Source organism: Frankia sp. AgB32 (assembly GCF_023243045.1).
GTDB lineage: Bacteria > Actinomycetota > Actinomycetes > Frankiales > Frankiaceae > Frankia.
In genome coordinates this window covers 7,770-32,761 of the sequence record NZ_JALKFX010000100.1, presented here as the reverse complement: position 1 = coordinate 32,761, position 24,992 = coordinate 7,770, and the positions used below count along the sequence as shown (strand labels likewise).

Annotated in this window: 19 protein-coding genes and 2 pseudogenes; 20 read left to right on the top strand and 1 reads right to left on the bottom strand. The window is 73.2% G+C overall.

Annotated elements, in window-relative coordinates:
• From MXD60_RS22895 to MXD60_RS22860, 8 genes and pseudogenes are all read left to right on the top strand, one after another.
• Window positions 1-1,495 (top strand): annotated as a pseudogene (locus MXD60_RS22895) (hypothetical protein); the annotation flags it as partial.
• 487 nt (window positions 1,496-1,982) lie between these two features.
• Complete coding sequence (locus MXD60_RS22890; protein ID WP_248821397.1) at window positions 1,983-2,936, top strand: UDP-glucuronic acid decarboxylase family protein; 954 nt, start codon at window positions 1,983-1,985, stop codon at window positions 2,934-2,936.
• Window positions 2,937-3,427: 491 nt separating this feature from the next.
• Window positions 3,428-4,471, top strand: a complete 1,044-nt coding sequence (galE, locus tag MXD60_RS22885; RefSeq protein WP_248821396.1) for a UDP-glucose 4-epimerase GalE — start codon at window positions 3,428-3,430, stop codon at window positions 4,469-4,471.
• On the top strand, window positions 4,471-6,060 hold the full coding sequence (locus MXD60_RS22880; RefSeq protein WP_248821395.1) for a UDP-glucose dehydrogenase family protein: 1,590 nt from the start codon (window positions 4,471-4,473) through the stop codon (window positions 6,058-6,060). Before galE ends, MXD60_RS22880 begins: the two co-directional genes overlap by 1 nt.
• Before the next feature lie 231 nt (window positions 6,061-6,291).
• Window positions 6,292-7,614 carry a histidine--tRNA ligase gene (hisS, locus tag MXD60_RS22875; RefSeq protein WP_248821394.1) on the top strand — a complete coding sequence of 441 codons (1,323 nt, stop codon included), beginning with the start codon at window positions 6,292-6,294 and terminating at the stop codon, window positions 7,612-7,614.
• A 575-nt stretch (window positions 7,615-8,189) separates the two neighbouring features.
• A complete protein-coding gene (gene thyX, locus MXD60_RS22870; protein WP_518468503.1) occupies window positions 8,190-9,035 on the top strand; it encodes an FAD-dependent thymidylate synthase in 846 nt (281 codons plus the stop codon).
• A 338-nt stretch (window positions 9,036-9,373) separates the two neighbouring features.
• The gene (locus MXD60_RS22865) at window positions 9,374-10,945 is read left to right on the top strand and encodes a hypothetical protein (RefSeq protein ID WP_248821398.1); all 1,572 of its coding nucleotides are present in this window, start codon (window positions 9,374-9,376) and stop codon (window positions 10,943-10,945) included.
• A 21-nt stretch (window positions 10,946-10,966) separates the two neighbouring features.
• The gene (locus tag MXD60_RS22860) at window positions 10,967-11,149 is read left to right on the top strand and encodes a hypothetical protein (RefSeq protein ID WP_248821393.1); all 183 of its coding nucleotides are present in this window, start codon (window positions 10,967-10,969) and stop codon (window positions 11,147-11,149) included.
• Window positions 11,150-11,586: 437 nt separating this feature from the next.
• On the opposite strand, the gene MXD60_RS29030 is transcribed toward MXD60_RS22860, so the two are convergent.
• On the bottom strand, window positions 11,587-11,712 hold the full coding sequence (locus MXD60_RS29030) for a hypothetical protein (RefSeq protein ID WP_283098833.1): 126 nt from the start codon (window positions 11,710-11,712) through the stop codon (window positions 11,587-11,589).
• On the opposite strand from MXD60_RS29030, the gene dapA reads away from it, so the two are divergent.
• The 12 genes and pseudogenes from dapA to MXD60_RS22800 form a co-directional block, all read left to right on the top strand.
• The gene (gene dapA / locus MXD60_RS22855) at window positions 11,660-12,637 is read left to right on the top strand and encodes a 4-hydroxy-tetrahydrodipicolinate synthase (RefSeq protein ID WP_248821392.1); all 978 of its coding nucleotides are present in this window, start codon (window positions 11,660-11,662) and stop codon (window positions 12,635-12,637) included. The genes MXD60_RS29030 and dapA overlap by 53 nt on opposite strands.
• Window positions 12,634-14,319 (top strand): ribonuclease J, encoded by a 1,686-nt coding sequence (locus MXD60_RS22850; RefSeq protein WP_248821391.1) that lies wholly within the window; start codon window positions 12,634-12,636, stop codon window positions 14,317-14,319. Before dapA ends, MXD60_RS22850 begins: the two co-directional genes overlap by 4 nt.
• 73 nt (window positions 14,320-14,392) lie before the next feature.
• Complete coding sequence (locus tag MXD60_RS22845; protein ID WP_518468499.1) at window positions 14,393-17,185, top strand: FtsK/SpoIIIE family DNA translocase; 2,793 nt, start codon at window positions 14,393-14,395, stop codon at window positions 17,183-17,185.
• Window positions 17,186-17,309: 124 nt separating this feature from the next.
• Window positions 17,310-18,191: a helix-turn-helix domain-containing protein gene (locus MXD60_RS22840; protein WP_248821389.1), complete on the top strand. Its 882-nt coding sequence runs from the start codon at window positions 17,310-17,312 to the stop codon at window positions 18,189-18,191.
• Window positions 18,192-18,310: 119 nt separating this feature from the next.
• Window positions 18,311-19,885, top strand: a complete 1,575-nt coding sequence (locus MXD60_RS22835; protein ID WP_248821388.1) for a MiaB/RimO family radical SAM methylthiotransferase — start codon at window positions 18,311-18,313, stop codon at window positions 19,883-19,885.
• Window positions 19,882-20,631, top strand: coding sequence for a CDP-alcohol phosphatidyltransferase family protein (locus MXD60_RS22830; protein ID WP_248821387.1), 750 nt, complete (start codon window positions 19,882-19,884; stop codon window positions 20,629-20,631). Before MXD60_RS22835 ends, MXD60_RS22830 begins: the two co-directional genes overlap by 4 nt.
• Complete coding sequence (locus MXD60_RS22825) at window positions 20,621-21,928, top strand: competence/damage-inducible protein A (RefSeq protein ID WP_248821386.1); 1,308 nt, start codon at window positions 20,621-20,623, stop codon at window positions 21,926-21,928. The genes MXD60_RS22830 and MXD60_RS22825 overlap by 11 nt, the downstream gene beginning before the upstream one ends.
• 108 nt (window positions 21,929-22,036) lie before the next feature.
• Complete coding sequence (locus tag MXD60_RS22820; RefSeq protein ID WP_101832628.1) at window positions 22,037-22,351, top strand: helix-turn-helix domain-containing protein; 315 nt, start codon at window positions 22,037-22,039, stop codon at window positions 22,349-22,351.
• A 116-nt stretch (window positions 22,352-22,467) separates the two neighbouring features.
• On the top strand, window positions 22,468-22,935 hold the full coding sequence (locus tag MXD60_RS22815) for a Dps family protein (RefSeq protein WP_248821385.1): 468 nt from the start codon (window positions 22,468-22,470) through the stop codon (window positions 22,933-22,935).
• A gap of 188 nt (window positions 22,936-23,123) precedes the next feature.
• Entirely contained in the window at window positions 23,124-23,318 is a 195-nt protein-coding gene (locus tag MXD60_RS22810) for a hypothetical protein (protein WP_248821384.1), read from the top strand.
• A gap of 89 nt (window positions 23,319-23,407) precedes the next feature.
• A complete protein-coding gene (locus tag MXD60_RS22805; RefSeq protein ID WP_248821383.1) occupies window positions 23,408-24,334 on the top strand; it encodes a PspA/IM30 family protein in 927 nt (308 codons plus the stop codon).
• A gap of 57 nt (window positions 24,335-24,391) precedes the next feature.
• Window positions 24,392-24,992, top strand: a pseudogene (locus MXD60_RS22800) (hypothetical protein); the annotation flags it as partial.

The window sequence follows — 24,992 nt, the reverse complement described above, 5'->3', positions numbered from 1 at the left end:
GGGGCCCCCGCGGGCCCCCGAGCGGCTGCGCCCGCGGGTCGCCGCGGCGGTGCTCGTGGAGGACGCTCTGCTGCCGGCGGAGGCCGCCAGCCTCGTCGCCGCGGCGCAGGCCGACGGCCTCGATCCGGCTCGCGCCCGCGCCGTGGTCGGCGCGCTCGCCGCCGAGCACGGGGTCACCGCTCCGCCCGTGCCCGCTCCCACCGGGAATCCCGCGGCCGGCGCCGACGGGAGCGCCGGGGGTGATCGGGCGCCGGGGTCGGCGGCGCCGTCTCGCAGCCCTGCGCACGGCGACGATCCGGCCGGCGACGATCCGGCCGGCGACGATCCGGCCGGCGACGATCCCGCCGGCGACGATCCCGCCGAGGAGGCCGCACATCCCGCCCGCGTGGCCGACTGGACCGCGGCCGTGTCGCAGGCCCGGGCGGCCCTGCGCGCCGGTCGGCCGGTGCGGGCCGGCGAGTTCGTGGCCACTGCACGGGAACTCGCCGGGGAGACCCTGCCGCCGATCCGGGCCATGGACGACGAGGTCGAGGCCGCGATCCGGGCCGCTGCCGAGCAGTGGGCCGCGCTGGAACCCCTCGTCGCCGACGCGTGCTACCACGCGGTGATCGGGCTGGCTCGGCGGCTCGCCGTGGGTGCCGCGGACGTGCCCGGGCCAGGCGGCCAGCTGCCCGGCGAGCTGCTGTCTCTGGCCGAGTCCCGCTGCCGGGCCGCCGAGGTTCTCCTCGCCCGGGCCCGGGACGCCGGCGTCGACGCGCCGGCGGGGTCGCGCCTGATCGAACAGGCCGCCGCCCTGGTGTCCGACCATCCTGGCGTTCTGGCGCGGCGCCGACCCGCCGACGCCGACGCCGTGGCCGCGCCGCCGACGGCGGTGCTCGCCCGGCGGGAGGGTGGCTCCGTCGTCGTGCGCTGGCAGCCGTCGCCGACTCCCGGCGAGGTCCGCTACCGGGTCACCCGCCTCGCCGCCGACGGCTCGTCACGGGCCGTCGGAGTGACCACGGCGACCAGCCTGGAGGACGGCGGTGCGCCGCCGGGGGAGATTCCGGCCTACGCGGTCACCGCCGGCGCGGGGGGTGGCTGGTCCGCGGCGGCCCGCACCCCGCAGCCCGAGCCGGGCGGCGGGTCTGGCCCGGCCGCCGGCGCGGTGGGTGGGACCCGCAACGCGGCCGACGCGTTGGCGCCGCCGACCGGGCTGTGCTGGGTCGAGGGGCGGCTGCGGTGGACCTGGCCGGCTGGCTGCACCGAGATGATGGTCGTCCGACGCGGCAACGGACCGCCGACGGGCGCCGACGATCCACAGGCCCAGGCGCAGAAGGTGACCAACACCCGCTACGAGATCGACGGCGGTGTCGCGCTGCCATCGTCGCGGCCCGTGCACGTCGCCCTGTTCTGCTGTGCCCGGCCGGGCGGCGCCCTGGTGGTGGCGACCTCGGCCGGCGCGCGTCTGGCCATTCCCGACGCCGCCCCGGGATCAACGGCGTGCGGCGGTCCTTGATTCGTGCCGGCGATCAGCTGGATTTCCGCCGCCGCGGGCATCCCGGTTTGCGGGTTGCCCGTGGGACCGTGACGCGGCTGATTGCTCACGCAAAGCGAACGGTTTCTGCTGACCGCAATGAGTACTCACCTAAGGTGACGAGTCTGCGGATTGGCGGCTATCCGCGGAACTGCTGGAGGGAGGTGTAGTAACCCATCCAGGCCGTGTGTACCATGCCTAAAGGGGCCGGTACTGCCGGCCGGCTAGACCACTTGGGGGGTCGTCCTGTGGTGAGGTCGAGCGACCTTTCCTGCCGGGCTCGGCGGTACCGATGCTGACCGTCCGGCCGGGAGATCGATTTCGGTGACCCCCCGACGCCGGACGAGCTGATGTCCGGCGTCCAGTTGTGCCGTCGGCCTGTGTGGCGCCAGCGGCGCCGGGTCATCCCCGCTGACGGTCGTTGGACCCGTTCGCAGTCCCTCCTGTTGCAGATCCGGGAGCACCCCACGTGCGTGCGATAGTCACCGGCGGCGCCGGCTTCCTCGGTAGTCATCTTTGTGAACGTCTCCTAGGCGACGGCTACGAGGTCATCTGCTTCGACAACTTCCTCACCGGTCGGCCGGGAAACGTCGAGCACCTGCTGGAAGATCCTCGTTTCCGGCTGGTCAACCGAGACGTGAACGATTTCATCTATGTTTCGGGTCCGGTGGACGTGGTCCTCCACTTCGCTTCCCCGGCATCGCCCGTTGATTACTACGAGCTGCCGATCGAGACCCTGAAGGTCGGCTCCCTCGGTACGTTCCACGCGCTTGGTCTCGCCCGCGAGAAGAACGCGCGATTCCTGCTCGCCTCCACCTCCGAGTCGTACGGCGACCCGCAGGTGAATCCGCAGCCGGAGACGTACTGGGGCAATGTGAATCCCGTCGGCCCGCGCAGCGTCTACGACGAGGCGAAGCGGTTCGCGGAGGCTGTCACGATGGCCTACCGGCGAAAGCACGGCGTCGACACCGCGATCGTGCGGATCTTCAACACCTACGGCCCGCGGATGCGGGTGGACGATGGCCGGGCGATTCCGGCGTTCGTCTCGCAGGCCCTGCGCGGTGAGCCGATCACCGTCGCCGGTGACGGTTCCCAGACGAGGTCGATCTGCTACGTCGACGACCTGATCGACGGAATCGTCCGGCTGTTGCACTCGGACCTGCCCGGACCGGTGAACATCGGCAACCCGCACGAGATGTCGATCCTCGACACCGCGATGCTGGTGCGAGATCTCTGCGGCTCGTCCGCGCCCATCACCTTCGTCCCACGCCCACAGGACGACCCGTCGGTGCGTCAGCCGGACATCACCATTGCCCGCACCCGCCTGGGCTGGGAGCCGAAGATGGGGCTGCAGGAAGGCCTGACCCGGACGATCTCGTGGTTCGCCAGCCAGCTGACCGAAAGCCCCCAGGTCGTCGGATGAGGTCCGGTCGCTCGGGTGGGCGTTCGGCCCGCGTCGGCCGCGACCACCCGGCGCGCGCCGGGTGGCGCCGCGGCTCGCTGGGCCGGACGGCTCGGCGGTCAGTGTTTCGCGGGTGACACGCCCGGACGGCTCGGTGCTCCGCCGGGTCCTGTGCGCGCCCACCTCGGACCGGATTCGTCCTATTGACCTGAACCGGCGTGTATCCGCGGCCGGTGTGCCGGCATGACGGCGCAGTTCGCGGGGTCGGTGGCTGCGCGACCTGGGGGTTATGTTCTCCTGTGCCTGTTGGGCGCCGGGTCGTTCGGCGGATTGTTCATCGTGCGCCCGCCCACGGGTACGCGTGGTCCTGAGGGTGGCAATGCCCTGAGGGAGGTTCCTGTGGCCGCTGGCGGCGGATGCCGGTCGCCGCAGGTCCTCCGTCGACGGACGACGGCCCGCTGTGCGGCCGGCAGAGCTGCCGTGCCGACGAGGAACGAGGAGGCTCCGCTGTGATGTCGACGGACCGTACCGGGACCATCCTGGTGACCGGCGCCGCGGGATTCATCGGCTCACACACCTGCGTCGACCTGTTGACGGCCGGTTACCGGGTGGTGGGAGTCGACAACTTCCTCAACAGTTCGCCTCGGGTGCTGGAGCGCGTGCGCAAGGTCGCGACCGGGGAGTTCGAGTTCGTCCGCCTCGACGTGCGCGACCGCGACGCACTCGCCGACGTCTTCCGCCGGTGGCCGATCGACGCGGTGGTCCACTTCGCCGCGCGCAAGGCGGTCGGCGAGTCGGTCGAGATGCCCCTGGAGTACTACGACACCAACGTCAACGCGACGCTCGGACTGGTCAGCGTGATGGCCGAGCACGACGTGCGGCGGCTGGTCTTCTCGTCCTCGTGCGCCATCTACGGCTCGGTCGACCGGGTGCCGATCACCGAGGACACGCCGGCCCGACCGACGAACCCGTACTCGCGGACGAAGTGGATGTGCGAGCAGATCCTCGCCGACGTGTGCGCCCAGGACCAGGACTGGCACATCACCTCGCTGCGGTACTTCAACCCGATCGGCGCGCACCCGTCCGGGCTGCTCGGCGAGGACCCGCGCGGCGTGCCGAACAACGTCATGCCGTTCATCGCGCAGGTGGCCGTCGGCCGGCGTGAGGAACTCGCCGTCTTCGGCGACGACTACCCGACACCGGACGGCACCGGAGTACGGGACTACATCCACGTGGTCGACCTGGCGGAGGGACACCGCCTAGCGCTCGACCATCTCGGCGACCAGGCCGGTCACCGCGTCATCAACCTCGGGACCGGGCGGGGAACCTCGGTTCTGGAGCTGCTCGCCGCCTTTTCGGCGGCCTGCGGCCGGGTGCTGCCGCACCGGGTTGTGCCGCGTCGCCCCGGGGACGTCGCGGCGCTGGTCGCCGATGCGACCTTCGCCCGCGAGGCGCTCGGCTGGACCGCTCACCGCGGGGTCGCGCAGATGTGTCGAGACGCGTGGGAGTTCCAGCGCCTCAACCCTGCGGGGTACGACGACGAAAAGGGAGTCTGATGAGCACGTCGGACAGCCATGGATCTGCGGCGGGCACCGGGCCCCGACCGCGCCTGACGGTCATCGGCACGGGTTATCTCGGCGCCACGCACGCGGTCTGTATGGCCGAGCTGGGCTTCGAGGTACTGGGGGTGGACGTCGACGATTCGAAGATCGAACGCCTGTCCGCCGGTGACATTCCGTTCTACGAGCCTGATCTCGCCGATCTGCTGCGGTCGAACCTCGACTCCGGTCGACTGCGGTTCACCTCCTCGTTCGAGGAGATCGCCGAGTTCGGCGACGTGCACTTCGTCTGTGTCGGCACCCCGCAGCGCGCGGACGGTCTCGGCGCGGACCTCAGCCACCTCAACGCGGCGATCGAGCGGCTCGCGCCCCTGCTGCGCCGGCCGTGCCTCGTCGTCGGCAAGTCCACGGTGCCGGCCGGGACGGCTGCGGGCATCGCCCGCACCCTCGCCCGGCTGGCCCCGGCGAACCATCCGGGTGCCGATGCCGGCGACGCCATCCCGAACGGTGCCGTCGCCGACGGCCCCACGGCCCTCGACGCCGACATCGTCCGTGTCCTCGGTGGCGTGCAGCTTGCGTGGAACCCCGAGTTCCTGCGTGAGGGCTTCGCCGTCGCCGACACACTGCACCCCGACCGGCTCGTGTTCGGGGTGGCATCCCCGGCCGCCGAGGGGGCCCTGCGCGCGGCGTTCGCCCCGGTGATCGCCCAGGGCGTGCCGGTCATCGTGACGGACTACCCGACGGCGGAACTCGTCAAGACCGCGGCGAACTCGTTCCTCGCCACGAAGATCTCCTTCATCAACGCCATGGCCGAGGTCTGCGAGGCGGTCGACGCCGACGTGCTCACGCTGTCGGAGGCGCTGTCGCACGACGTCCGCATCGGCGGCAACTTCCTGCGCCCGGGGGTCGGCTTCGGTGGCGGCTGCCTGCCCAAGGACATCCGCGCGTTCCAGGCGCGGGCCGACGAGCTCGGGGTCGGCGTCGCGCTGCGGTTCCTGCGGGAGATCGACGAGATCAACAACCGGCGTCGCGACCGGGTCGTCGAGCTCGTCGCCGCCGCGCTGGACGGCACGCTGGCCGAGCGCCGGCTGCTCGTGCTCGGCGCCGCCTTCAAGCCGAACTCCGACGACGTGCGGGACTCGCCGGCGCTGGCCGTCGCCGATCTCCTGGCCCGCACCGGCGCCGAGGTGACCGTCGTCGATCCGGTGGCGATCCACAACGCGCGCCGCGCGCTGCCCGGGGTCGCCTACAGCGATTGCGTCGACGACGTCGCCGCGGACGTCGACGCGGTCGTGCTGCTCACCGAGTGGCGGCAGTTCGCGGAGCTCGACCCGGTGCGGCTCGGCGCACTCGTCCGCCGCAAGGTGGTCGTCGACGCCCGGCACGCCCTCGACGGTGATCGCTGGCGACAGGCGGGCTGGGTCTACCTCGCCCCCGGCCGCCCGACCGGGGTGATCCCCAGCTCCCTGCCGCAGCAGCGGCCGTTCGAGATCCAGCCGGCCGCCGGCGACGCGGGCGGGATCGTCGCCGCCGGGGGCGAACCGCAGCACGCGGAGGTCGATGCGCCGGTCGGCGGATCGTCCTGACCTCGGTGCCCGCCGGGCCGCGGGCCCGATCGCGCGCGGTCGGTGTCCTGTCCGGCGGGCCGGGGAGATCTCCGGGGTAGGGTCGTCCCATGCCTCCTGTCGTCTCGCGCCGGACGGTCGTGCGCCGCCGGGTGCTCGCCCGACATCGGTGAGCCCCGCCCGGCGCCGCGGTCATCCGCGCCCGGGCGGTGGACGCCCACCGGTTCGCAACGATGAGGAGAACTCCCGGCGATGAGTGACGCGCCGATCGTCCGTCCCCTGCCCATCAGCGGCTTCCCGGAGTGGCTGCCCGAGGTCCGGATCGTCGAGCAGCGCTGGCTCGACACGATCCGGGCGACCTTCGAGCGCTACGGCTTCTGCTCGGTGGAGACCCCCTCGGTCGAGGCGCTCGACGTGCTCACCGCGAAGGGGGAGACCTCGCAGGAGGTCTACACCCTGCGTCGGCTGCAGGCCGACGGGGACGACGACAGTGCCCGCCTGGGCCTGCACTTCGACCTGACCGTGCCGTTCGCCCGGTACGTCGCGGCGCACTTCAACGAGCTCGTCTTCCCGTTCAAGCGCTACCAGATGCAGCGGGTGTGGCGTGGCGAGCGGCCGCAGGAGGGCCGCTTCCGCGAGTTCACCCAGTGCGACATCGACGTCATCAACGTTGACCGGGTGCCGCCGCACTTCGACGCCGAGCTGCCCCGGATCGTGCACGAGGTCCTCGGCACCCTGGGCGTGCCGGCCTGGACCCTGAACATCAACAACCGCAAGGTGCTGCAGGGCTTCTACGAGGGGCTGGGGATCGGCGACCCGCTGGCGGTCATCCGCATCGTCGACCGGATGGACAAGATCGGCCCGGTCGGCGTGGCGGACCTGCTCGCCACCCAGGCCCGGCTCGACGCGGACCAGGTCCGGGCCTGCCTCGACCTGGCCGCGATCCGGACGTCGGGTTCCGGGGTCGTCGACGAGGTGCGCCGGCTCGGGGTGAAGTCGGACCTGCTCACCGAGGGACTCGACGAGCTCGGCGCCGTCCTCGACGACCTCGCCGACCTGCCCGCCGGCAGCGTCGTCGCGGACCTGTCCATCGCCCGCGGCCTCGATTACTACACCGGCACCGTCTACGAGGCGAAGTTCAACGACTGGCCTGATTTCGGCAGCATCTGCTCCGGCGGTCGGTACGAGAACCTGGCCGGCTCGTTCATCCGCCGCTCGCTGCCCGGCGTCGGCATCTCCATCGGCCTGACCCGCATCTTCGCCAAGCTGCTCGCCGAGGGGCTGCTGCCGGTCGGCGCGGCCAGCCCCGCCGACGTCCTCGTCGTCGTGCCGAGCGCCGAGCGCCGCTCCGCAGCCCTCGCCGCCGCGGCCGCGCTGCGTGCCCGCGGGCTGCGGGTCGAGACCTACCACCAGGCGGACAAGCTGGCCAAGCAGATCCGCTACGCGGCCCGCAAGGGCATCGGTTCGGTCTGGTTCCCGCCCTTCGGCGAGGGTCGCGACCACGAGGTCAAGGACATGGCGACCGGCGACCAGGCCATCGCCGACCTCGCTGCCTGGACTCCGCCGACCGTCTGACCGCCCCCGACCGTCTGACCGCCGCCGGCCGGCGCAGCCGCTCGGCCCCGAGCCGGGGATGATCCACCCGGATGCGCGCGGCGGGGGGCCGCCGCGCCATCGCGGGAGGGCTGCCCGCCGCGACGTGGCCGGCCGGCCGGGGATTGACGGGGGCGGAGACCCCCGGCCTGGGCCGGACCACGCCGCGAGGACGGGCGCTGTGACTTCTCGTCGTTGGGAGCGGCGAGGAGTCCAACTCCGGTGTACCACGGGTTCCCGGGCCCTCAATCCCCGCGCTCCAATCGCGTGACCGGAGCGGCAGGTGGATGCCGACACGGGCCGCGTTGGGCGATTGCTGGCCCGCTCGGCCGATTGCTGACCGGCTCGACGCATTGCCGGTTCGCAGGGCTGATCGGGCGTTCGGCGAGGTCCCGCCGGCTCTTTTGGTGTCGTCCCGCCCGGTTCGCGCGAACCGGCGCACCTCGTCCGCTGAACTGCGTCTACCGTGATGGGGGTTCACCCGCGACGGGGGTGCGCGGGTGACGAGGGCCCAGGCCGCCGACGACGGAGCGGGGTCGTGGGCGCGTGGTGAACTGATGGAGGTGGCAGTGTCGCAGCCGGCATCCGAACCGGTGTCCGAGCAGTCTTCCGCGTCGCCGGGGGTACCCGAGCAGACCGGGGAGCCCGCGGGTCCCGCGCGGGCCGGGCTGCGGGTGCAGGTGGTGGCGAAGACGGAGTTCCTCCCACCGGCGGACGTGCCGTGGAGCACCGACGCGGACGGCGGCCAGGCCCTGGCCGAGTTCGCCGGGCGGGCCTGCTACCAGAGCTGGAGCAAGCCCAATCCGGCCACCGCGACGAACGCGGGCTACCTGCGGCACATCCTCGACGTCGGGCATCTGTCGGTGCTCGAGCACGGGACCGTCTCGCTGTACATCACGGGCGTGTCCCGCAGTCTCACCCATGAGCTCGTTCGCCACCGGCATTTCTCCTACAGCCAGCTGTCCCAGCGTTACGTCCCCGAGCGGGACGCCGCGGTCGTGGAGCCCGAGGTCATCGCCTCCGACCCGGAGCTGCACGCCCTGTTCCAGCAGGCCACGGCGGCCTCGGCGGAGGCGTACGGGCGGCTGCTGGAAGGGCTGGAGAAGCGGTTCGCCGACATCTCGGCGCCGACGTCGCGGCGTAAGCAGGCGCGGCAGGCGGCCCGGTCGGTCCTGTCGAACGCGACGGAGACCCGGATCGTGGTGACCGGCAACTACCGGGCCTGGCGGCACTTCATCGGCATGCGGGCCAGCGAGCACGCCGACGTCGAGATCCGCGGCCTCGCCGTCACGGTCCTGCGGGAACTGCGGGCGGTCGCGCCGAACGTCTTCGCCGACTTCCGCATCTCCGCCCTGGATGACGGCACCGAGGTCGCCTCCAGCCCGCTCGTCGGCGAGGGCTGATCCGCCGGGTCCCGCGCCCGGCGTTGGCACTGGGTGAGCGCGTGCCGTTGTCCGCTAATGTCATGATTCGTGACCATGTGGGCGGTGGGTGTCGACCCGGCGGGAGCCATCCCGCCCGGTGTGGCGCGCGCCTGGTCCGGTCGGGCCGGCGCGCTCGCGAGCAGCGGTGGCGGGCGTTCGCCCAGCGCCGCGTGGGCGCCTGACGGAGACCGGTGGTGAGCGGGTTCGCCGGCGGCGGGCCCGGCGCCGGGCCGATCGGCCGGTTCCGCCGGTGGACACGGCGCGACGATGCCGACCACGCGCCCGTCCTCGACCTGACCGACCTCGACGAGGTCACGATGACGCTGCTCGCCCCGCCAGCGCCCTACCAGGGGCTGCGCCGGCGGGTGGTGGACCAGTTCACCCTGCTCAGTGCCAACCGGTGCCGGTTGACCCGCTCGGTCAACTGGGGGCCGCTGGACGCCGTCCTCAACGAGATCGTTCCGGTCGCCGCCGCCGGCCGGGTCGACACGGCCGGTCGGCTGCCGCCCGAGGTGCTCGTCCTGCTCCCGGTCTCGACGCTGACCAAGCGTGCCCTGGTCGCCTTCGACCTGAAGGGGCCGGACGACTCCGACGCCCACCTGATGCCCTACGGCACGTCGGTCGCGATCCAGGGCAACCTGATCGCCAGCCTCGCCGACCCGCTCGGCGTGCCGCTGGACGAACGGGCCCGCCGCCTCGTCGACGCGATCTCCCGGTTCCGGCCGGGACGGCTGTCGGGCAACTACCCGCGCCTCGCCGCGACGGCGCGGGGGCGCCCGCTGCGCCTCGACGCGATCCAGGCCTACCTGGAACGGGAGGCCGACCTCGCCGTGACGGCGGCCCGGCTGCGCCGCTGGCAGGATCTCGTCGCCGACGCCGAGCGGGTGCTCGCCGCCGCGCTCGACGAGCCGTTCGACCCGTTGAGCAGCGCAGAGTCCCTCCTGCTCGCGGTGGGCGAACTCTGGCGGGACCCGGACGTGCCCGACGGTCTCGACCTCGTCGCGATCGAGGGGTATCTCACCGCCTTCGTCACCTGGGTCGATCAGCTGGTCCAGGTCGGTGCCGCCGCGGAGCCGGTGCTGACCACCGTCGCCGAGTACGGCCGACGGTGGGAGGCCCTGGCGGCGGTCACCGTCGACCCCTACCGGCCGTTCCTGATCAAGACGAGTGAGGAGCTGCGGACCGTCCTCGTCCGCGGCCGCCCGACCCGGGTCCGACCGGCCGAGGGCCGCAGCGGGCCCGCCTGGCGCCAACTGCTGCATCCGGCGGCGCTGATCGACATCGACTCGGGCGGTACGGGCAGCTACCACGCCAGCATCGGTACGGACGACAGCAGCATCGAGCTGGACACCCCGGTGATGGTCGACCAGTTCGGTGATCCGGTGCGGCGGACGTACATCGAGGACATCCAGCGCAACCGGGAGGTGTACGCCTTCTACACCACCGACGCGCGCCGCCCGCCCCGGTCCCGGCTGGTCGTGGGGCTCAGCGTCTCCTCGGACGTCTCCCGGATCACCGGGGCGATCGGCGTGCTGATGATCCTCACCGTGAGTCTGAGCGCCCTGCCGATCCGGCTCGCACCCGACGCGGTCGCCGTGATCACGCTGCCCTCGTCGTTCGCGGCGACCGTGCTGCTCACGCGGGAGCGCAGCAGCCTCGCGGCCTGGGTCCTCGGACCGGCCAAGTCGCTCCTGCTCGCGTTGCTGGTGGCATTGGCGGTGCTCGCGGGGCTGCGGGCGGCCGGCTGGGACGCCCCGGCTGCTCCGGCGCCCGCCGGTCCGACCCCGGCCGCGTCGGCCGCGGCCGGGGTCGCGGGGGCCGGCTGTCGTGCGCAACCCGGCGGTGGCGTCCCCGAGAGGCAGCGGGGCGGTACTCTGGAAGCCCTGTAGCGGCGGACGGGACGGTGGCGGATGCCGAAGAACTACGGCCCGGGTGTTGCGGTGGGCACGCCGCGTACCGGCGGGTTGCGGTCGCTGGTGCGCCTCGGTCGTCGGGAACTCTGGTCGCGGCTGGACCGCAACATGCTGGGCGCGGGCGACCGCGGCCAGGACGCGGCCCCGAGGTCGCCCGGGGGGTCCGTGCGCGCGCATTGAGTCGTTTCCGATCCGTTCCGCCTCGTCCGCCCCGGCTGTGTCGCCGGAGCCGGCGCCGCGGTGGGGGTCGGAGTCGTCCTTCGCGCCGACCGGGGGTGCCCGGTGTGGGCTGCGGCGAGGGTCATGGTCAGCGTCGCGGCCGGTCCTGGCATGGTGACGCGGGCCGGTGGTCGTCTGGTCATCCGGTGGTAATCGGTGATCGGGCCTGCGGTGATGATCAGATGTGGTTTGTCGGTGGCAGTTTCGCCGGCCGGTGGTGCGAGACGGGCCAGGGGTCCGGGACGGGCAGTGGTCCGGGAGATGCGGTTGCCGCCGTGGGGCGGACCGGTCCGGACGGCCCGTCACGGCAGGCTGGCCCTGCGTGGCCAGGATGGTCGGCGGGGCGGACGATGGGGCCGAGCGAGTGTTCGTGCGGCGCCGGGTGGTGACGGGTGAGTTCAGAACGTTGGCGCGGCGATGCTCGCCGGCCGGAAGAAGAGATTGTCGGAGGTGCGCTCTAGCGTGACCGGTATGTCAGTGTTGCCGCCGGCGCCGTTCGGGCGCATGATCACGGCGATGATCACACCGTTCCGAACGGACGGTGCCCTGGACGAGGCAGGTGCGGCCCGGCTCGCGGCCCACCTGGTGGACGCGGGCAACGATGCGCTCGTCGTCAACGGCACGACCGGGGAGTCGCCGACGACGACCGACGCGGAAAAGGCCCGGCTCGTGCGGATCGTGGTCGAGGCCGTGGCCGGTCGGGCCAAGGTCGTCGCCGGCGTCGGGACCAACGCCACCGACCACACCATCGAACTGGCGCGGGCGGCCGCGGCTGCGGGCGCCGAGGGCCTGCTCGTCGTGTCGCCGTACTACAGCAAGCCGCCGCAGGCGGGTCTCGCGCGGCATTTCGCCGCCGTCGCCGACGCCACGGCGCTGCCTGTCATGATCTACGATATCCCGGGCCGAGCGGGCGTGCCGGTGGCCACCGAGACCCTGGTCCGGCTGGCCGAGCATCCCAACATCGTCGCGGTCAAGGACGCGAAGGACGACCTGGCCGCGTCCTCCTGGGTGCTGGCCCGTACCGATCTGGCGTACTACTCGGGCACGGAAATGCTCACGCTGCCGCTGCTGTCCATTGGCGGCTGCGGCGTCGTCAGCGTGGTCTCGCACCTGGCGACCCCAGCGATCCGATCCATGATCGAAGCCTTCGAGGCCGGGGACGCGGCCCGGGCGCTGGCGTTGCACCGGGGTCTGCTCCCTGCGTTCGAGGGCATCTTCCGCAGCCAGGGAGTGATCCTCGCCAAGGCCGCGCTCACGCTGGCCGGCCTGCCGGCCGGTCCGGTCCGCCCGCCGATGGTCGACGCGACGCCGGCCGAGATCGCCCAGCTGCGAGCCGACCTCGCCGCCGCGACCCTGGATCCGGGCGGGCCGCCATGGCCATCCGGTGGTGTGCCGCGCACCGCGGCAGTGAACAGGTTCGCCGTCGCTGGGGCAGGAGAAGACTCATGATCCACCCGCATCCCGACTACGGCCCGCCGCCGCCGCTGCGTGCCGACGGTCTGCGCGTCATCCCGCTCGGCGGGGTCGGCGAGATCGGCCGCAACATGACCGTCTTCGAGCACGCCGGTCGGCTGCTCATCGTCGACTGCGGAGTGTTGTTCCCGGAGGACGTCCAGCCCGGGATCGACCTGATCCTGCCGGACTTCACCGCGATCCGGGACCGCCTCGACGACATCGACGCGCTGATCCTCACCCATGCCCACGAGGACCACATCGGCGCCGTGCCGTACCTGCTGCGCGAGCGGCGTGACATCCCGCTGATCGGCACCCGGCTGACCCTGGCGCTGTTGAACGCCAAGCTCGCCGAGCACCGGATCAAGGCGGTGACGCAGGAGATCCGGGAGGAGGAGCGGCACACCTACGGGCCGTTCGAGTGCGAGTTCTTCGCCGTGAACCACTCCATCCCGGACGCGGTCGCCGTGGCCATCCGCACCGAGGCCGGCCTCGTGCTGCACACCGGTGACTTCAAGATGGACCAGCTGCCCCTCGACGGCCGCCTCACCGACCTCGGCGGCTTCGCCCGGCTCGGCCGGGAGGGCGTCGACCTGCTGCTCTCCGACTCGACCAACGCCGAGGTGCCGGGGTTCGTCACCTCCGAGCGGGAGATCGCCCCGGTGCTCGACGGGGTCTTCCGGGAGGCGACGAAGCGGATCATCATCGCGAGCTTCGCCAGCCACGTGCACCGGGTGCAGCAGGTGCTCGACGCCGCCGAGGCGCACGGCCGCTCGGTCTGCTTCGTCGGCCGCTCGATGGTGCGCAACATGGGTGTGGCCCGCGACCTGGGCCTGCTGCGGGTGCCACCGGGTCTCGTCATCGATGTCCGCGACCTCGACTCGCTGCCCGACCGCAACATCTGCCTGATCTGCACCGGCTCCCAGGGCGAGCCGCTGTCGGCGCTGTCGCGGATGGCCAACCGCGACCACCAGATCCGCATCCAGGCCGGGGACACCGTCGTGCTGGCCTCCAGCCTCATCCCCGGCAACGAGAACGCGGTCTTCCGCGTCATCAACGGCCTGACCCGATGGGGAGCCAAGGTCGTCCACAAGGGCGTCGCGAAGGTCCACACCTCGGGCCACGCGCCGGCCGGCGAGCTGCTCTACGTCCTCAACGCGACCCGTCCCTCCAACGTCATGCCGGTGCACGGCGAATGGCGCCATCTGCGCGCGCACGCCAAGCTGGCGGAGGCGACCGGGGTGCCCCCCGAGCAGGTCGTGCTCGCCGAGGACGGCATGGTCATCGATCTGCTCGACGGCCGCGCGCGGATCACCGGGGTGGTGCCCTGTGGCTTCGTCTACGTCGACGGGGCCGCGGTCGGCGACGTCGGTGAGCCGAGCCTGAAGGACCGCCGCATCCTCGGCGAGGAGGGCTTCATCACGGTCACCGTCGTGGTCGACGCGGCGGCGGGCAAGGTCGTCGTCGGCCCCGACCTGTCGGCGCGCGGTTTCACCGACTCGCCTGGCACGTTCGAGGCACTCGGCAAGCTGATCAGCGACGGGCTCGCCGACGCGATGCGCACCGGGATGACGGACACCACCGCGCTGCAGCAGTTGGTGCGGCGCACGGTCGGTCGGTGGGTCAACGAGCGTTACCGCCGGCGCCCGATGATCGTCCCGGTGGTTCTGGAGGTCTGACCGGTGGCTCGGCGCGGCACGCCCGGTTCGTCGGGGTTGCCGCGAGTCGGCCCTCCGCCTGTGTACCGTTTCGATGGTGGCCACACGGACTAGTGGCGCGCGGACGCGTGCGCAGGCGGGGACGGCCACGCCCCGGCCGGGGGGCGGCGGGCGTCAGACGGCCGCGCGTGGGCGCGGTGCGAGCAGTGCGGCGGCTGGAGCCGCCGGTCGGGCGGCGTCCGGCGGGGCGCGCGCCCGCCCCGCAGCCGGCCGCGGCCGTCCGCCGGCCCGCGCGGCATCGTCGCGGGGGAGCCGGACGCCGCTGAACCTCCTGGTCGGTCAGACGGTCGTCAGGCTCGTCTACCGGTCGTGGATGTCCGTGGCGACGCTGCTGGGTACGATGCTGCGCCGTACCGGGCGCGGTGCCCGCGACCTGCGCATCGATCCGGCCCATCGGCGCGACGGGCTGGGCCTGGCCGCTTTCGGCGGGGCGTTGCTGTCCGCGGTCGCGGTGTGGTTCTCCGCCGGCGGCCCGGTCGGCCGGTTCGTGGCCGCCGTGCTCGAGGTGTGTGTCGGCGTCGGCGCGTGGTCGCTGCCGTTGTTCGGTTTCGGCGCCGCCTGGCGCCTGGTGCGCTCGCCGACCGATCCGGACAGCCGCGGTCGGGTGGTGATCGGTTGGGCGGCGCTCGCCGTCGGCGTCCTCGGCGTGCTGCACATCGCCCGTGGGCTGCCCGACCTCGGCGACGGCCTGAGCCAGGTGCGCGGCGCCGGCGGTCTCGTCGGTCTGCTGGGCGGTCTGCCGCTGGCCAGCGCCGTGACGCGCTACGTCGCCGTGCCGCTGCTGCTCCTGCTGTCGGCCTTCGGCATCCTGGTGATCACCGCCACCCCGATCCGGCAGGTCCCCGAGCGGCTGATGGGCCTGGTCGACCGCCTCACCGCGGGCGTGCGGGACGCGGACTACGACGACGAGCTGGTCGACGACGACTACGACGAGGCCGACTACGACGACCCGGCGGGTGCGCTGGCCGACGGCGCCCGTGCCGGGCGGGGCTCCGCCGCGGCCGCGGCGAGCACCGACGAGGTGTACGACCTCGAGGCCGATCGGCCCGCCCGCCCCCGGCGCCGGGGGCGTCGCGCCGCCGTCACTCCCGCCGCCGACGAGGCGGCCGCGGTCGACGGCGACCTCACTCTCGACCTGTTCGGCGAGGTGGCGGGGCCGGAGGCGGACACCGGCTACGCCGCCGAGCCGGACGACGACGCGGGCGGTGCGGACACCGCTTCGGCGGCACCGCAGCCGAAGCGTGCCCGGCAGCGGGCGGCGAAGGCCGTGGGCGGCGCCGCCGCCACCGCGACCGGTGCCACCGGGCCGGGCTCGCCGAGCGCCGCCGACGAGATCGAGTTCCTCGTCCCGCCGGCCGAGGGCGACTACGTCCTGCCGTCGCCGACGCTGCTGCGCTCGGGCACGCCGCCGAAGGTCCGCTCCGCCGCGACCGACACGGTGATCGCCTCGCTGACCGACGTGTTCAGCCAGTTCAAGGTGGACGCGCGGGTCACCGGCTTCACCCGCGGGCCGACGGTGACCCGCTACGAGGTGGAACTCGGCGCGGCCGTGAAGGTCGAGCGGATCACCCAGCTCGCGAAGAACATCGCGTACGCGGTGAAGAGCCCGGACGTTCGGATCATCAGCCCGATCCCGGGCAAGAGCGCGGTCGGCGTCGAGATCCCGAACACCGACCGGGAACTGGTGTCCCTGGGGGACGTGCTGCGCAGTGGCGAGGCGCTCGGGAACGCGCATCCCCTGGTGGTCGGTCTCGGCAAGGACATCGAGGGCGGCTATGTGCTGGCGAACCTGGCGAAGATGCCGCACATCCTCATCGCGGGGGCGACCGGCGCGGGCAAGTCGACCTGCATCAACACGCTGATCACCTCGGTGCTGGCGCGGGCGACGCCGGATCAGGTGCGGATGGTGCTGGTCGACCCGAAGCGGGTGGAACTGACCAACTACCAGGGCATCCCGCACCTGATCACGCCGATCATCACGAACCCGAAGAAGGCGTCGGACGCGCTGCAGTGGGTCGTGAAGGAGATGGAGAACCGGTACGAGGACCTGGCCGCCTGCGGGGTGCGCCACGTCGACGACTTCAACCGCAAGGTCCGCGCCGGGGAGATCGTCGCCCCGCCGGGCTCGGAGCGGGTGTACGTGCCGTATCCGTACATCCTGGCGATCGTCGACGAGCTCGCGGACCTGATGATGGTCGCTCCGCGCGACGTCGAGGACGCGATCTGCCGGATCACGGCGATGGCCCGCGCGGTCGGCATCCACCTGGTGCTCGCGACGCAGCGTCCGTCGGTGGACGTGGTGACCGGTCTGATCAAGGCGAACGTGCCGTCCCGGCTGGCGTTCGCGACGGCGTCGCTCGCGGACAGCCGGACGATTCTCGACCAGGCCGGTGCGGAGAAGCTGGTGGGCCTCGGCGACGCGCTGTTCCTGCCGATGGGCGCGGGCAAGCCGGCGCGCATCCAGGGCGCCTTCGTCTCCGAGGACGAGATCGCGGCCATCGTCGACCACACGAAGGAGCAGGCGCCGCCGGCGTTCCGGGAGGACGTCTTCGAGGCGGGCAGCGAGCCGAAGAAGGAGATCGACGAGGAGATCGGCGACGACCTGCAGCTGTTCCTGCAGGCGGTCGAACTCGTCGTGAGCACGCAGTTCGGGTCCACCTCGATGCTGCAGCGCAAGCTGCGGGTCGGCTTCGCCAAGGCGGGCCGGCTGATGGACCTGATGGAAAGCCGCGGCATCGTGGGCGCGAGCGAGGGCTCGAAGGCCCGCGACGTACTGGTCATGCCGGACGAGCTGGAGGGCCTGCTCACGACCCTGCGCAGCGGATGAACCGCGCGCTCCGGACGGGGGGGCTCCGGTGGGCCCTGTGCGCTGTCGGCGCCGGGGCCCGGACCGTAAACTACCGCTGGGTGCCTCCACGGTAGGCAGCAATGAACGGGTGCGGAGGTCGCTCATGCAGTCCGTGGACGATCCCCAACCGGCGAGCGCGGGTGCCCTGCTCGCGGCCGGCCGAAAGGCACGTGACCTCACCGTCGAGGAGGTCAGCGCGCGGACGAGGGTGCGCGCCAGTCTCATCGAGCAGATCGAGCGGGACGACTTCTCCCACTGCGGTGGCACCGTCTACGCCCGCGGCCACCTGCGCAGCATCGCCGGCACCCTCGGGCTGGACCCGGCTGCGGTCCTCGGCGCGTACGACGCGACGCACGAGCCACTCACCGGCCCCGTCCTGGTGGTCCCGCCGGGTGAGTTCGACCCGCTGCGCAGCGCGACCCGCCGGGGTGGTGGCGGCTTCCGCTGGGGCATGGCCATGATCGTGTCGCTGGTGGTGGTGTGCCTGCTCGCCATCGTCCTCCTGCTGCTGCCCGGTGGATCTGGTTCGTCGGACTCCTCCGATGCCGACCGGCAGGCGCGGGCGAGCGCGGCGCCGGCCGCCCCGCCGTCGCCGTCGCTGGCGCCGGCGAGCAGCGCCGCCGCCCCCACGCCCGCGCCCACCGGGGTGAACGTCGTGCTGGCGGCGCGTGACGCGCAGAGCTGGCTGGAGGTGCGCGACGACGACCGGCACGTCCTGATGTCCCAGCTGCTGAAGTCCGGTGACTCGCGGACGATCACCGCGCCGGGAACGCTGCACATCAGAATGGGCAACGCCGGTGCGGTCGAGGTGTCCTGCAACGGCAGGGGCCTGGGTCCGTCCGGTGGCGCCGGTGAGGTGTTGACGATCACGGTGAGCCCGGCCGCGGCCGGCGGCTGCGACGTCGGTCGCGACGGGCACAGCCCGCTCGCGGTCGCCCCGTCGGCCCAGGCTGCCGCCACCCCACCCGGCGTCGTCGCCCGCTGACCGCCCCGGCGCTGCGGCCCGCCGTGGCCGTGGTGGTCGGTGCGGCGGCGGCATGGGCTGCTGTCCGCCATGTCGGGCTGGTGCGGCGCCGCCCGCCGATGCCCCGGTAGCCTGACCTCGTGTCCACACACGCTCCTCGCCGGGTAGCTCTGATCACGCTCGGTTGCGCCAGGAATGAGGTGGACTCGGAAGAGCTTGCCGCCCGGCTCGCCGGCCAGGGCTGGCAGGTGGTTCCCGAGGCCGCCGACGCCGACGCCGTACTCGTCAACACCTGCGGTTTCGTCGACGCCGCGAAGAAGGACTCGATCGACGCCCTGCTCGCCGCGGACGACCTGCGCGCTGGCGACGGTGCCGGCGGTCCGCAGGCGGTGGTGGCCGTCGGCTGCCTCGCCGAGCGGTATGGCCGGGACCTCGCCAGCAGCCTGCCGGAGGCCGACGCTGTGCTCGGCTTCGATGCCTATCCGAGCATCGGTGCCCACCTCGACGCGGTCATCGCCGGCGACGCCGCGCCCGCGCACACCCCGCGCGACCGGCGCACGCTCCTGCCGATCACGCCGGTGGACCGCGCCGCCTCCGCTGGCTCCGGCGCGGTCCACGTTCCCGGTCACGGTCAGCTCGACAGCGGGCCGGCGGCCCCGGTGCGTCGGCGGCTGACGACCGGCCCGGTCGCCGCTCTGAAGATCTCCAGCGGCTGCGACCGGCGCTGCGCGTTCTGCGCGATCCCGTCGTTCCGCGGCTCCCACGTCTCCCGGCCCGCGCAGGACGTGCTCGCCGAGGCCGAGTGGCTGGCCGGCGAGGGCGCCCGCGAGCTGGTGCTGGTCAGCGAGAACTCCACCTCGTACGGCAAGGACCTCGGCGACCTGCGGGCGCTGGAGAAGCTGCTGCCGCGGCTGGCGGCCGTGCCCGGCATCGTCCGCGTGCGAACGGTCTACCTCCAGCCCGCGGAGCTGCGGCCGTCGCTGCTGGAGGGGCTGCTGAGCACCCCCGGCCTCGCGCCCTACCTGGACCTGTCGTTCCAGCACGCGAGTCCGACGGTGCTGCGGCGGATGCGCCGGTTCGGCGGCGCCGAGGACTTCCTCGACCTGCTGCGCCGCGGCCGGCGACTGCTGCCCGACCTCGGCGCGCGGTCGAACTTCATCGTCGGCTTTCCGGGCGAGACGGAGGCGGACCTCGACATCCTGGCCGACTTCCTGGTCGAGGCGGAGCTCGACGCGGTCGGCGTGTTCGGCTACTCGGACGAGGACGGCACCGAGGCGGTGGACCTCGCGGGCAAGCTCGACGAGGACGAGATCGCCCGGCGCCTGGCGCACATCACCGACCTCGTCGAGCAGCTGACGGCCGCCCGGGCGCACGAACGGCTCGGCAGCCGCGTCGAGGTGCTCGTCGAGGAGGTCACCGACGGGCTCGCCCACGGTTGCGCCGGGCATCAGCAGCCCGATGCCGACGGTGCGTGCGTGGTGCGGCTGCCGCGGCCCGCCGCGGCCGGCGGCGACCGTGTCAGCGTCGCGGTGGGCGATCTGATCGAGGCACGGGTCGTGGCCACGGAGGGCGTCGACCTGATCGCCGAGTTCACGAGCGTGCTCGACGCCGCTCCCCGGCTCGGCGGGACCGACCCCGGTGCCGCGCCGCCCGGCGAGGCAACCGCACCGGGACCGCCGGTCCTGGCTGGCCGGCGCGGCACGGACGGAACGTGACAGTTACCCCCGGAGGAGCGCGCGGCGGCTCCGAACGTCTCGACGCCCACGAGGGCCTTGGTGCCCCTGTCGGTGACCGGCCGATGGAAACGCCGGGCGGGAAGCCGCCGAGCGGTGCGCCGGGTGGGGAGCGGCCGACCGGGGCGCCGGTGCTCAACGTCGCCAACCTGCTGACGATCGTGCGGCTGATCCTGGTCCCGGTCTTCGTCGTCCTCCTGTTCGCCGGTCCCGATGTGGACGAGTGGCGGTACGTGGCGTTCGCGGCCTACGCCGTGGCCGCCGTCACCGACCAGGTCGATGGCTCGATCGCCCGGCACTGGCAGCTGGTCACCGACTTCGGCATCCTCGTCGACCCGATCGCCGACAAGGCACTGACCGGCGCCGCGCTCGTCTCGCTGTCCGTGCTCGGCGAACTGCCGTGGCCGGTGACCGCGGTGATCCTGCTGCGCGAGATCGCGGTGACCCTGTTGCGGCTGTGGGTCATCCGGTTCGGAGTGATCGCCGCGAGTCGCGGGGGCAAGGCCAAGACGTTGCTGCTCAACGTGGCGATCGGCCTGTATGTGCTGCCGCTGGACGGCGTGGCCGAGATCGTCCGGGCGGTGATCCTCACCGCGGGCGTGGTGGTGGCGGTCGCCACCGGGATCGACTACGTGTACCGGGCGCTCGCGCTGCGGCGCCGGGCGGCGCGGGAGGCCGTGACCGGTGCGGCGGCGGCCGACGACGAGGGGTGGGCGGGTGCGCGCTGAGCTGCTGGCCGTGGGGGACGAGCTCCTCTACGGCGACATCGTGAACGGCAACGCGGCCTGGCTGGGCCGCCAGCTCGCCGACGTCGGGGTGCGGGTGGTGACCTCCACCGTCGTCGGCGACGATGTCGACGTGGTCTCGGCGGCGATCCGCGTCGCGCTCGGGCGCGCCGACGTCTGTCTCGTCACCGGCGGCCTGGGGCCCACCCAGGATGACCTGACGCGGGAGGGCATCGCCGCGGCGGCCGGCGTCGGACTGCGGCGCAACGAGGTGCTGGCGGCCGAGTTGCTGCGCCGTTACGGCGAGCTGGGTCGCGGCGACGGCGTGCCCGAGATGAACTTCCGCCAGGCCGACCTGCCGGACGGCGCGGAACCGGTGCGCAACGGCGCCGGCACCGCTCCCGGGGTTCGGATGGAGATCGGCTCGGGCGTCGTCTACGCGATGCCGGGCGTGCCGTTCGAGATGACGGCGATGTTCACCGAAAGCGTCCTGCCCGACCTGCTGCGCCGTGCCGGGCGCCCGGCGGTCGTGGTGCACCGGGTGCTGCGCACCGCGGGCATGTGGGAGTCGTCGGTCGCCACGGCGCTGGCGGGCGAGGTGGAGCGGCTCGCGCCGATCGGGAACCCGACGATCGCGTTCCTGGCCAGCGAGGGTCAGACCCGGGTCCGCATCACCGCCCGCGCCCGTGACCGGGACGAGGCCGAGCGGTTGATCGCGCCGGTCGAGTCCGCGGCCCGCGCGGCGCTGGGCGCCGGGGTGTACGGCGGGGACGAGGATTCGTTGGAGGCCGTCGTGCTGGGCCTGCTCGCCGCCCGCTCGGCGACGCTCGCGGTGGCGGAATCGCTGACCGGCGGGCTGCTCGCCGGGCGGCTGACCGACGTGCCCGGGGCGAGCAGCGTGCTGCGCGGCGGCGTCGTGGCCTACGCGACCGACGTCAAGGCCTCGGCCCTGGGCGTCGATCCGGACCTGCGGGCCACCGAGGGCGCGGTGTCCGCGCCGACGGCGGCGGCGATGGCGGCCGGGGTCCGGGCCCGGCTCGGCGCCGACTACGGCCTGGCCACCACGGGTGTCGCCGGTCCGGCCGAGCAGGAGGGCAAACCGCCTGGCACCCTGCATGTGGGCCTCGCCGGCCCGGACGGCATCCTCACCCGTTCGGTGCGACTGCCGGGGGACCGGACGAGGGTGCGTGTCTACGCCGTGATCACGGCGTTGGACCTCGTCCGACGTACGCTTGCGGGGCTACCCGGCGGCGACACGGTTACGATGGGTGACTCAGGCGTCGGTGGGTCTCGGGAGTAATCGTCGGACCTGTGGTGCTTACACAGTTACAGTCCCATCAACGAGGGCCCGATGGCCGTGGTGGTGGGTATACGGTGAACGCACCCCGCGGACGAAGGAGGAGGCTCGATGGTCCTGCTCCGACGCATGATCGGCGAGGCGTTGCGCCGCCGCCGTCAAGATCAACATCGCACGCTTCGGGAGGTGTCGTCGGCGGCCAGAGTGTCGCTCGGCTACCTCTCCGAGGTCGAGCGTGGGCAGAAGGAAGCCAGCTCCGAGCTGCTCGCTGCCATCTGTGAGGCACTGGGAGTACGCCTCGCGGACCTGCTGCGCGAGGTGAGCGAGGATCTTGAGCTCGCCGAGCTGGCAGTGGGCGCGGCGGTCGGTGGAGGTGCCACCGTGGTCGTGCCCGCGCGGCCGACCGTGGTGGAGAGGGCGGCCTGAGCCCTTCCGGCTCGGCTCGCGGTGCCGGCCAGCGCCCGTGTGGCCCCGCTTAGGGGTCTCATTCCGGGGCACGCCTGTGTGTGCAGGCTGACCCCCGAGAGTGAGAGGCGGCGATGATGAGCGCGATTCGAAGCCCCCTGTCCGACGAAGCCGGCACGATCACCGGAGAGGCGCTGCAGGGTGCTCTGATCGACCTGATCGATCTGTCCCTGTTCGCGAAGCAGTTGCACTGGAACGTGACGGGCCGCACGTTCCGCAGCGTGCACCGCCAGTTGGACGAGGTCGTCGAGATGGCCCGCCGCTACGCCGATCTGGCGGCCGAGCGGTCCGTCGCCATCGGCGTCAACCCGGACGGCCAGGCGGGAACCGTGGCCCGGGGTACCCACCTCCCGGGGGTGGAGGTCGGCTACGTCGCCGACGAGAAGGTCCTGCGCCTGGTCACCGAAGTTCTCGCCGGGATCGTCACCCGCATGCGGACCCGCATGGAAGCCACCGAGCAGCCCGATCCGGTCACCCAGGATCTGATCATCGGCATCGTGCACGACCTGGAGGAACAGCACTGGATGTTCCAGGCGATGGTCTGAACCGGCGGGCCGCCGCCGCGGAGTCCCGCGGCGGCACGTCACCGGGAGCCCTGGCCCGAACGGGCCGGCTCTGGTGGCATCGCCTGCGGGGTTCTGTCACCCTCCCCGGTTAGTTGTCGTGGCGCGGCGTGAGCCGTTCGACTCCCGGGCTCGGTTGTCGAGCCCGCCCGCTGGGGAAAGTAGGTCTCGTGAGCACCGCCTCGCGACCCGAGGAAGAGAACGTCGCCCCGGGGCATCGCCCGATCCAGGTCTGCAAGGGCTGCAACGGGCTCGGCGAGCAGCTGGTCGTCTTCGCGACCGCGCGCGGCGGCTTCGTGCCGGCGTGCCGGCCCTGCGACGTGTGTCTCGGCCGGGGCCGCACGGAGCTGTGTCCGCCCGTCTGATCCGTACCCGGTAAACCTGACGTCTTGATGACGCAGTCGGGCCCGCACGCGGGCTCACCGCCGGGGCGGTGTCGTGCGACGATCGTGGTATGGCGAACGTCGTCCGCAAGATAGCCCGGTATCTGTCCGCATCGGCCAACCGCAAGTTCGACGAGCGGGCCGACCCGCGGGTCCAGATCGACCAGGCCATCGACGAGGCCCGCCGCCAGCACGAGGCGCTGGTGCAGCAGGCCGCCCTCGTCGTCGGCAACCAACGCCAGCTGGAGATGCGCCTGAGCCGACAGGCCGAGGAGGTCGCCAACCTCACCGAGTCGGCCTGTTCGTCGCTGATGCTCGCCGACAACGCGCGGGCCGCGGGCGACCCGGTCGCGGCGGCCAGTTACGAGGAGACCGCGGCCGCCTTCGCGAACCAGCTCGTCTCGGCCGAAACCTCACTCGAGGACCTGAAGAACCTGCACGGCCAGGCGGTGTCCTCCGCCGCGCAGGCCCGTACCGCGGTGGAGGACAACACCGCCCGGATGCAGCGGCACCTGGCCGAGCGGGCCCGGCTGCTGACGCAGATCGAGCACGCGGCGATGCAGGAGCAGATGACCAAGGCCGTGGAGGGTATGTCCACCCTCGCTCCGCCCGGAGACACGCCGAGCCTCGCGGAGATCCGGGACAAGGTCGAGCACCGCTACGCGGTGGCGCTCGGCCGCCACGAACTCGCCTCCCAGGGGATGGAGGCGCGGATGATCGAGGTGCGCCGGGCCACCCTGGATGCCCGCGCCCAGTCCCGTCTCGCCCAGCTGCGGGGCGACCTCGCTGGCGGCGGCCCGGGCTCGTCGGCGCTCGGCGCCGGGGGCGCGTCCACGGCGCCGCCGCTGGCCGCCGATCCCCATCGACTCCCGCTGACGAAGGGGTCGCAGGCAGGCGAGAGCGGCCCGTCGGCGAATGGCTCCCAGGGCGCGCCTCGGCCCACCGCCGACGGCGGAGACGGCGCCGGCGCGGCTCCGGGCGGTCCCGCCGCGGGGTGAGCAGGCACGGCTGGCCGTCCGCGGAGCTGGAGGACACGGCGTGATCGACGGTGCGGTGTGATCGACGAGCCGGTACCCGAGGGCGGCGGTCGGCCCGACGGCGGTAGTCGGCCGGAGGGCGGTGCTCGGCCGGCCGGCGGTGGCCATGAGCGGGCGGCCTCGGCGCCGTCCGGGGCGGCGTGGGGCCGGGGCTGGGCCGGGGAGCCGGGGCGGCTGCGGGAGATGTTCGACCGGCGTGCCGACGGCGTGCGGCCGGCGGCGCAGGCCGCCATGGCCGCGGTCCGTCCCGGGCTGCCGGACTGGATCGGCGCCGATGTCGAGCGACGGTCGCTGCGGCGTGCCGAGCGCCGGGCCGGGCGACCGCGCCGGTGGGCCCGGCGGTGGGCGGCGGGGCGGACGGCCGGCTGGAGCGCGGTGGCCGCTGCCGCGCCGATCGTCGCGGTAGCGGAGCAGCACGCGAGCTGGCTGGCGCGCGGGGTGGCGGCCGCGCTGCGGGCGGGGCTGGCGGGCTGGGAGATGGCGACGCTGCGCCGGGACGGGGAGGCGCTGCCCGTCCCGACCGCGCTCGCGCCCCGGCCGTGGCAGCGTCGCGGGTCGGGGGGCGGCCGCCCCCCGGCGGCGGGGGGGGGCCGCGCCCCCGGCGCGGGGGGCGCGGGCG

Excerpts from the sequence above, each read along its gene's own strand:
- MXD60_RS22805 (WP_248821383.1), top strand. The coding sequence starts at position 23,408 with ATGGCGAACGTCGTCCGCAAGATAGCCCGGTATCTGTCCGCATCGGCC.
- galE (WP_248821396.1), top strand. The coding sequence starts at position 3,428 with ATGTCGACGGACCGTACCGGGACCATCCTGGTGACCGGCGCCGCGGGA.
- dapA (WP_248821392.1), top strand. The coding sequence starts at position 11,660 with ATGTCAGTGTTGCCGCCGGCGCCGTTCGGGCGCATGATCACGGCGATG.
- hisS (WP_248821394.1), top strand. The coding sequence starts at position 6,292 with ATGAGTGACGCGCCGATCGTCCGTCCCCTGCCCATCAGCGGCTTCCCG.
- MXD60_RS22880 (WP_248821395.1), top strand. The coding sequence starts at position 4,471 with ATGAGCACGTCGGACAGCCATGGATCTGCGGCGGGCACCGGGCCCCGA.
- MXD60_RS22840 (WP_248821389.1), top strand. The coding sequence starts at position 17,310 with ATGCAGTCCGTGGACGATCCCCAACCGGCGAGCGCGGGTGCCCTGCTC.
- MXD60_RS22820 (WP_101832628.1), top strand. The coding sequence starts at position 22,037 with ATGGTCCTGCTCCGACGCATGATCGGCGAGGCGTTGCGCCGCCGCCGT.
- MXD60_RS22860 (WP_248821393.1), top strand. The coding sequence starts at position 10,967 with ATGCCGAAGAACTACGGCCCGGGTGTTGCGGTGGGCACGCCGCGTACC.
- thyX (WP_518468503.1), top strand. The coding sequence starts at position 8,190 with ATGGAGGTGGCAGTGTCGCAGCCGGCATCCGAACCGGTGTCCGAGCAG.
- MXD60_RS22865 (WP_248821398.1), top strand. The coding sequence starts at position 9,374 with ATGACGCTGCTCGCCCCGCCAGCGCCCTACCAGGGGCTGCGCCGGCGG.
- MXD60_RS22845 (WP_518468499.1), top strand. The coding sequence starts at position 14,393 with ATGGTGGCCACACGGACTAGTGGCGCGCGGACGCGTGCGCAGGCGGGG.
- MXD60_RS22815 (WP_248821385.1), top strand. The coding sequence starts at position 22,468 with ATGAGCGCGATTCGAAGCCCCCTGTCCGACGAAGCCGGCACGATCACC.
- MXD60_RS22850 (WP_248821391.1), top strand. The coding sequence starts at position 12,634 with ATGATCCACCCGCATCCCGACTACGGCCCGCCGCCGCCGCTGCGTGCC.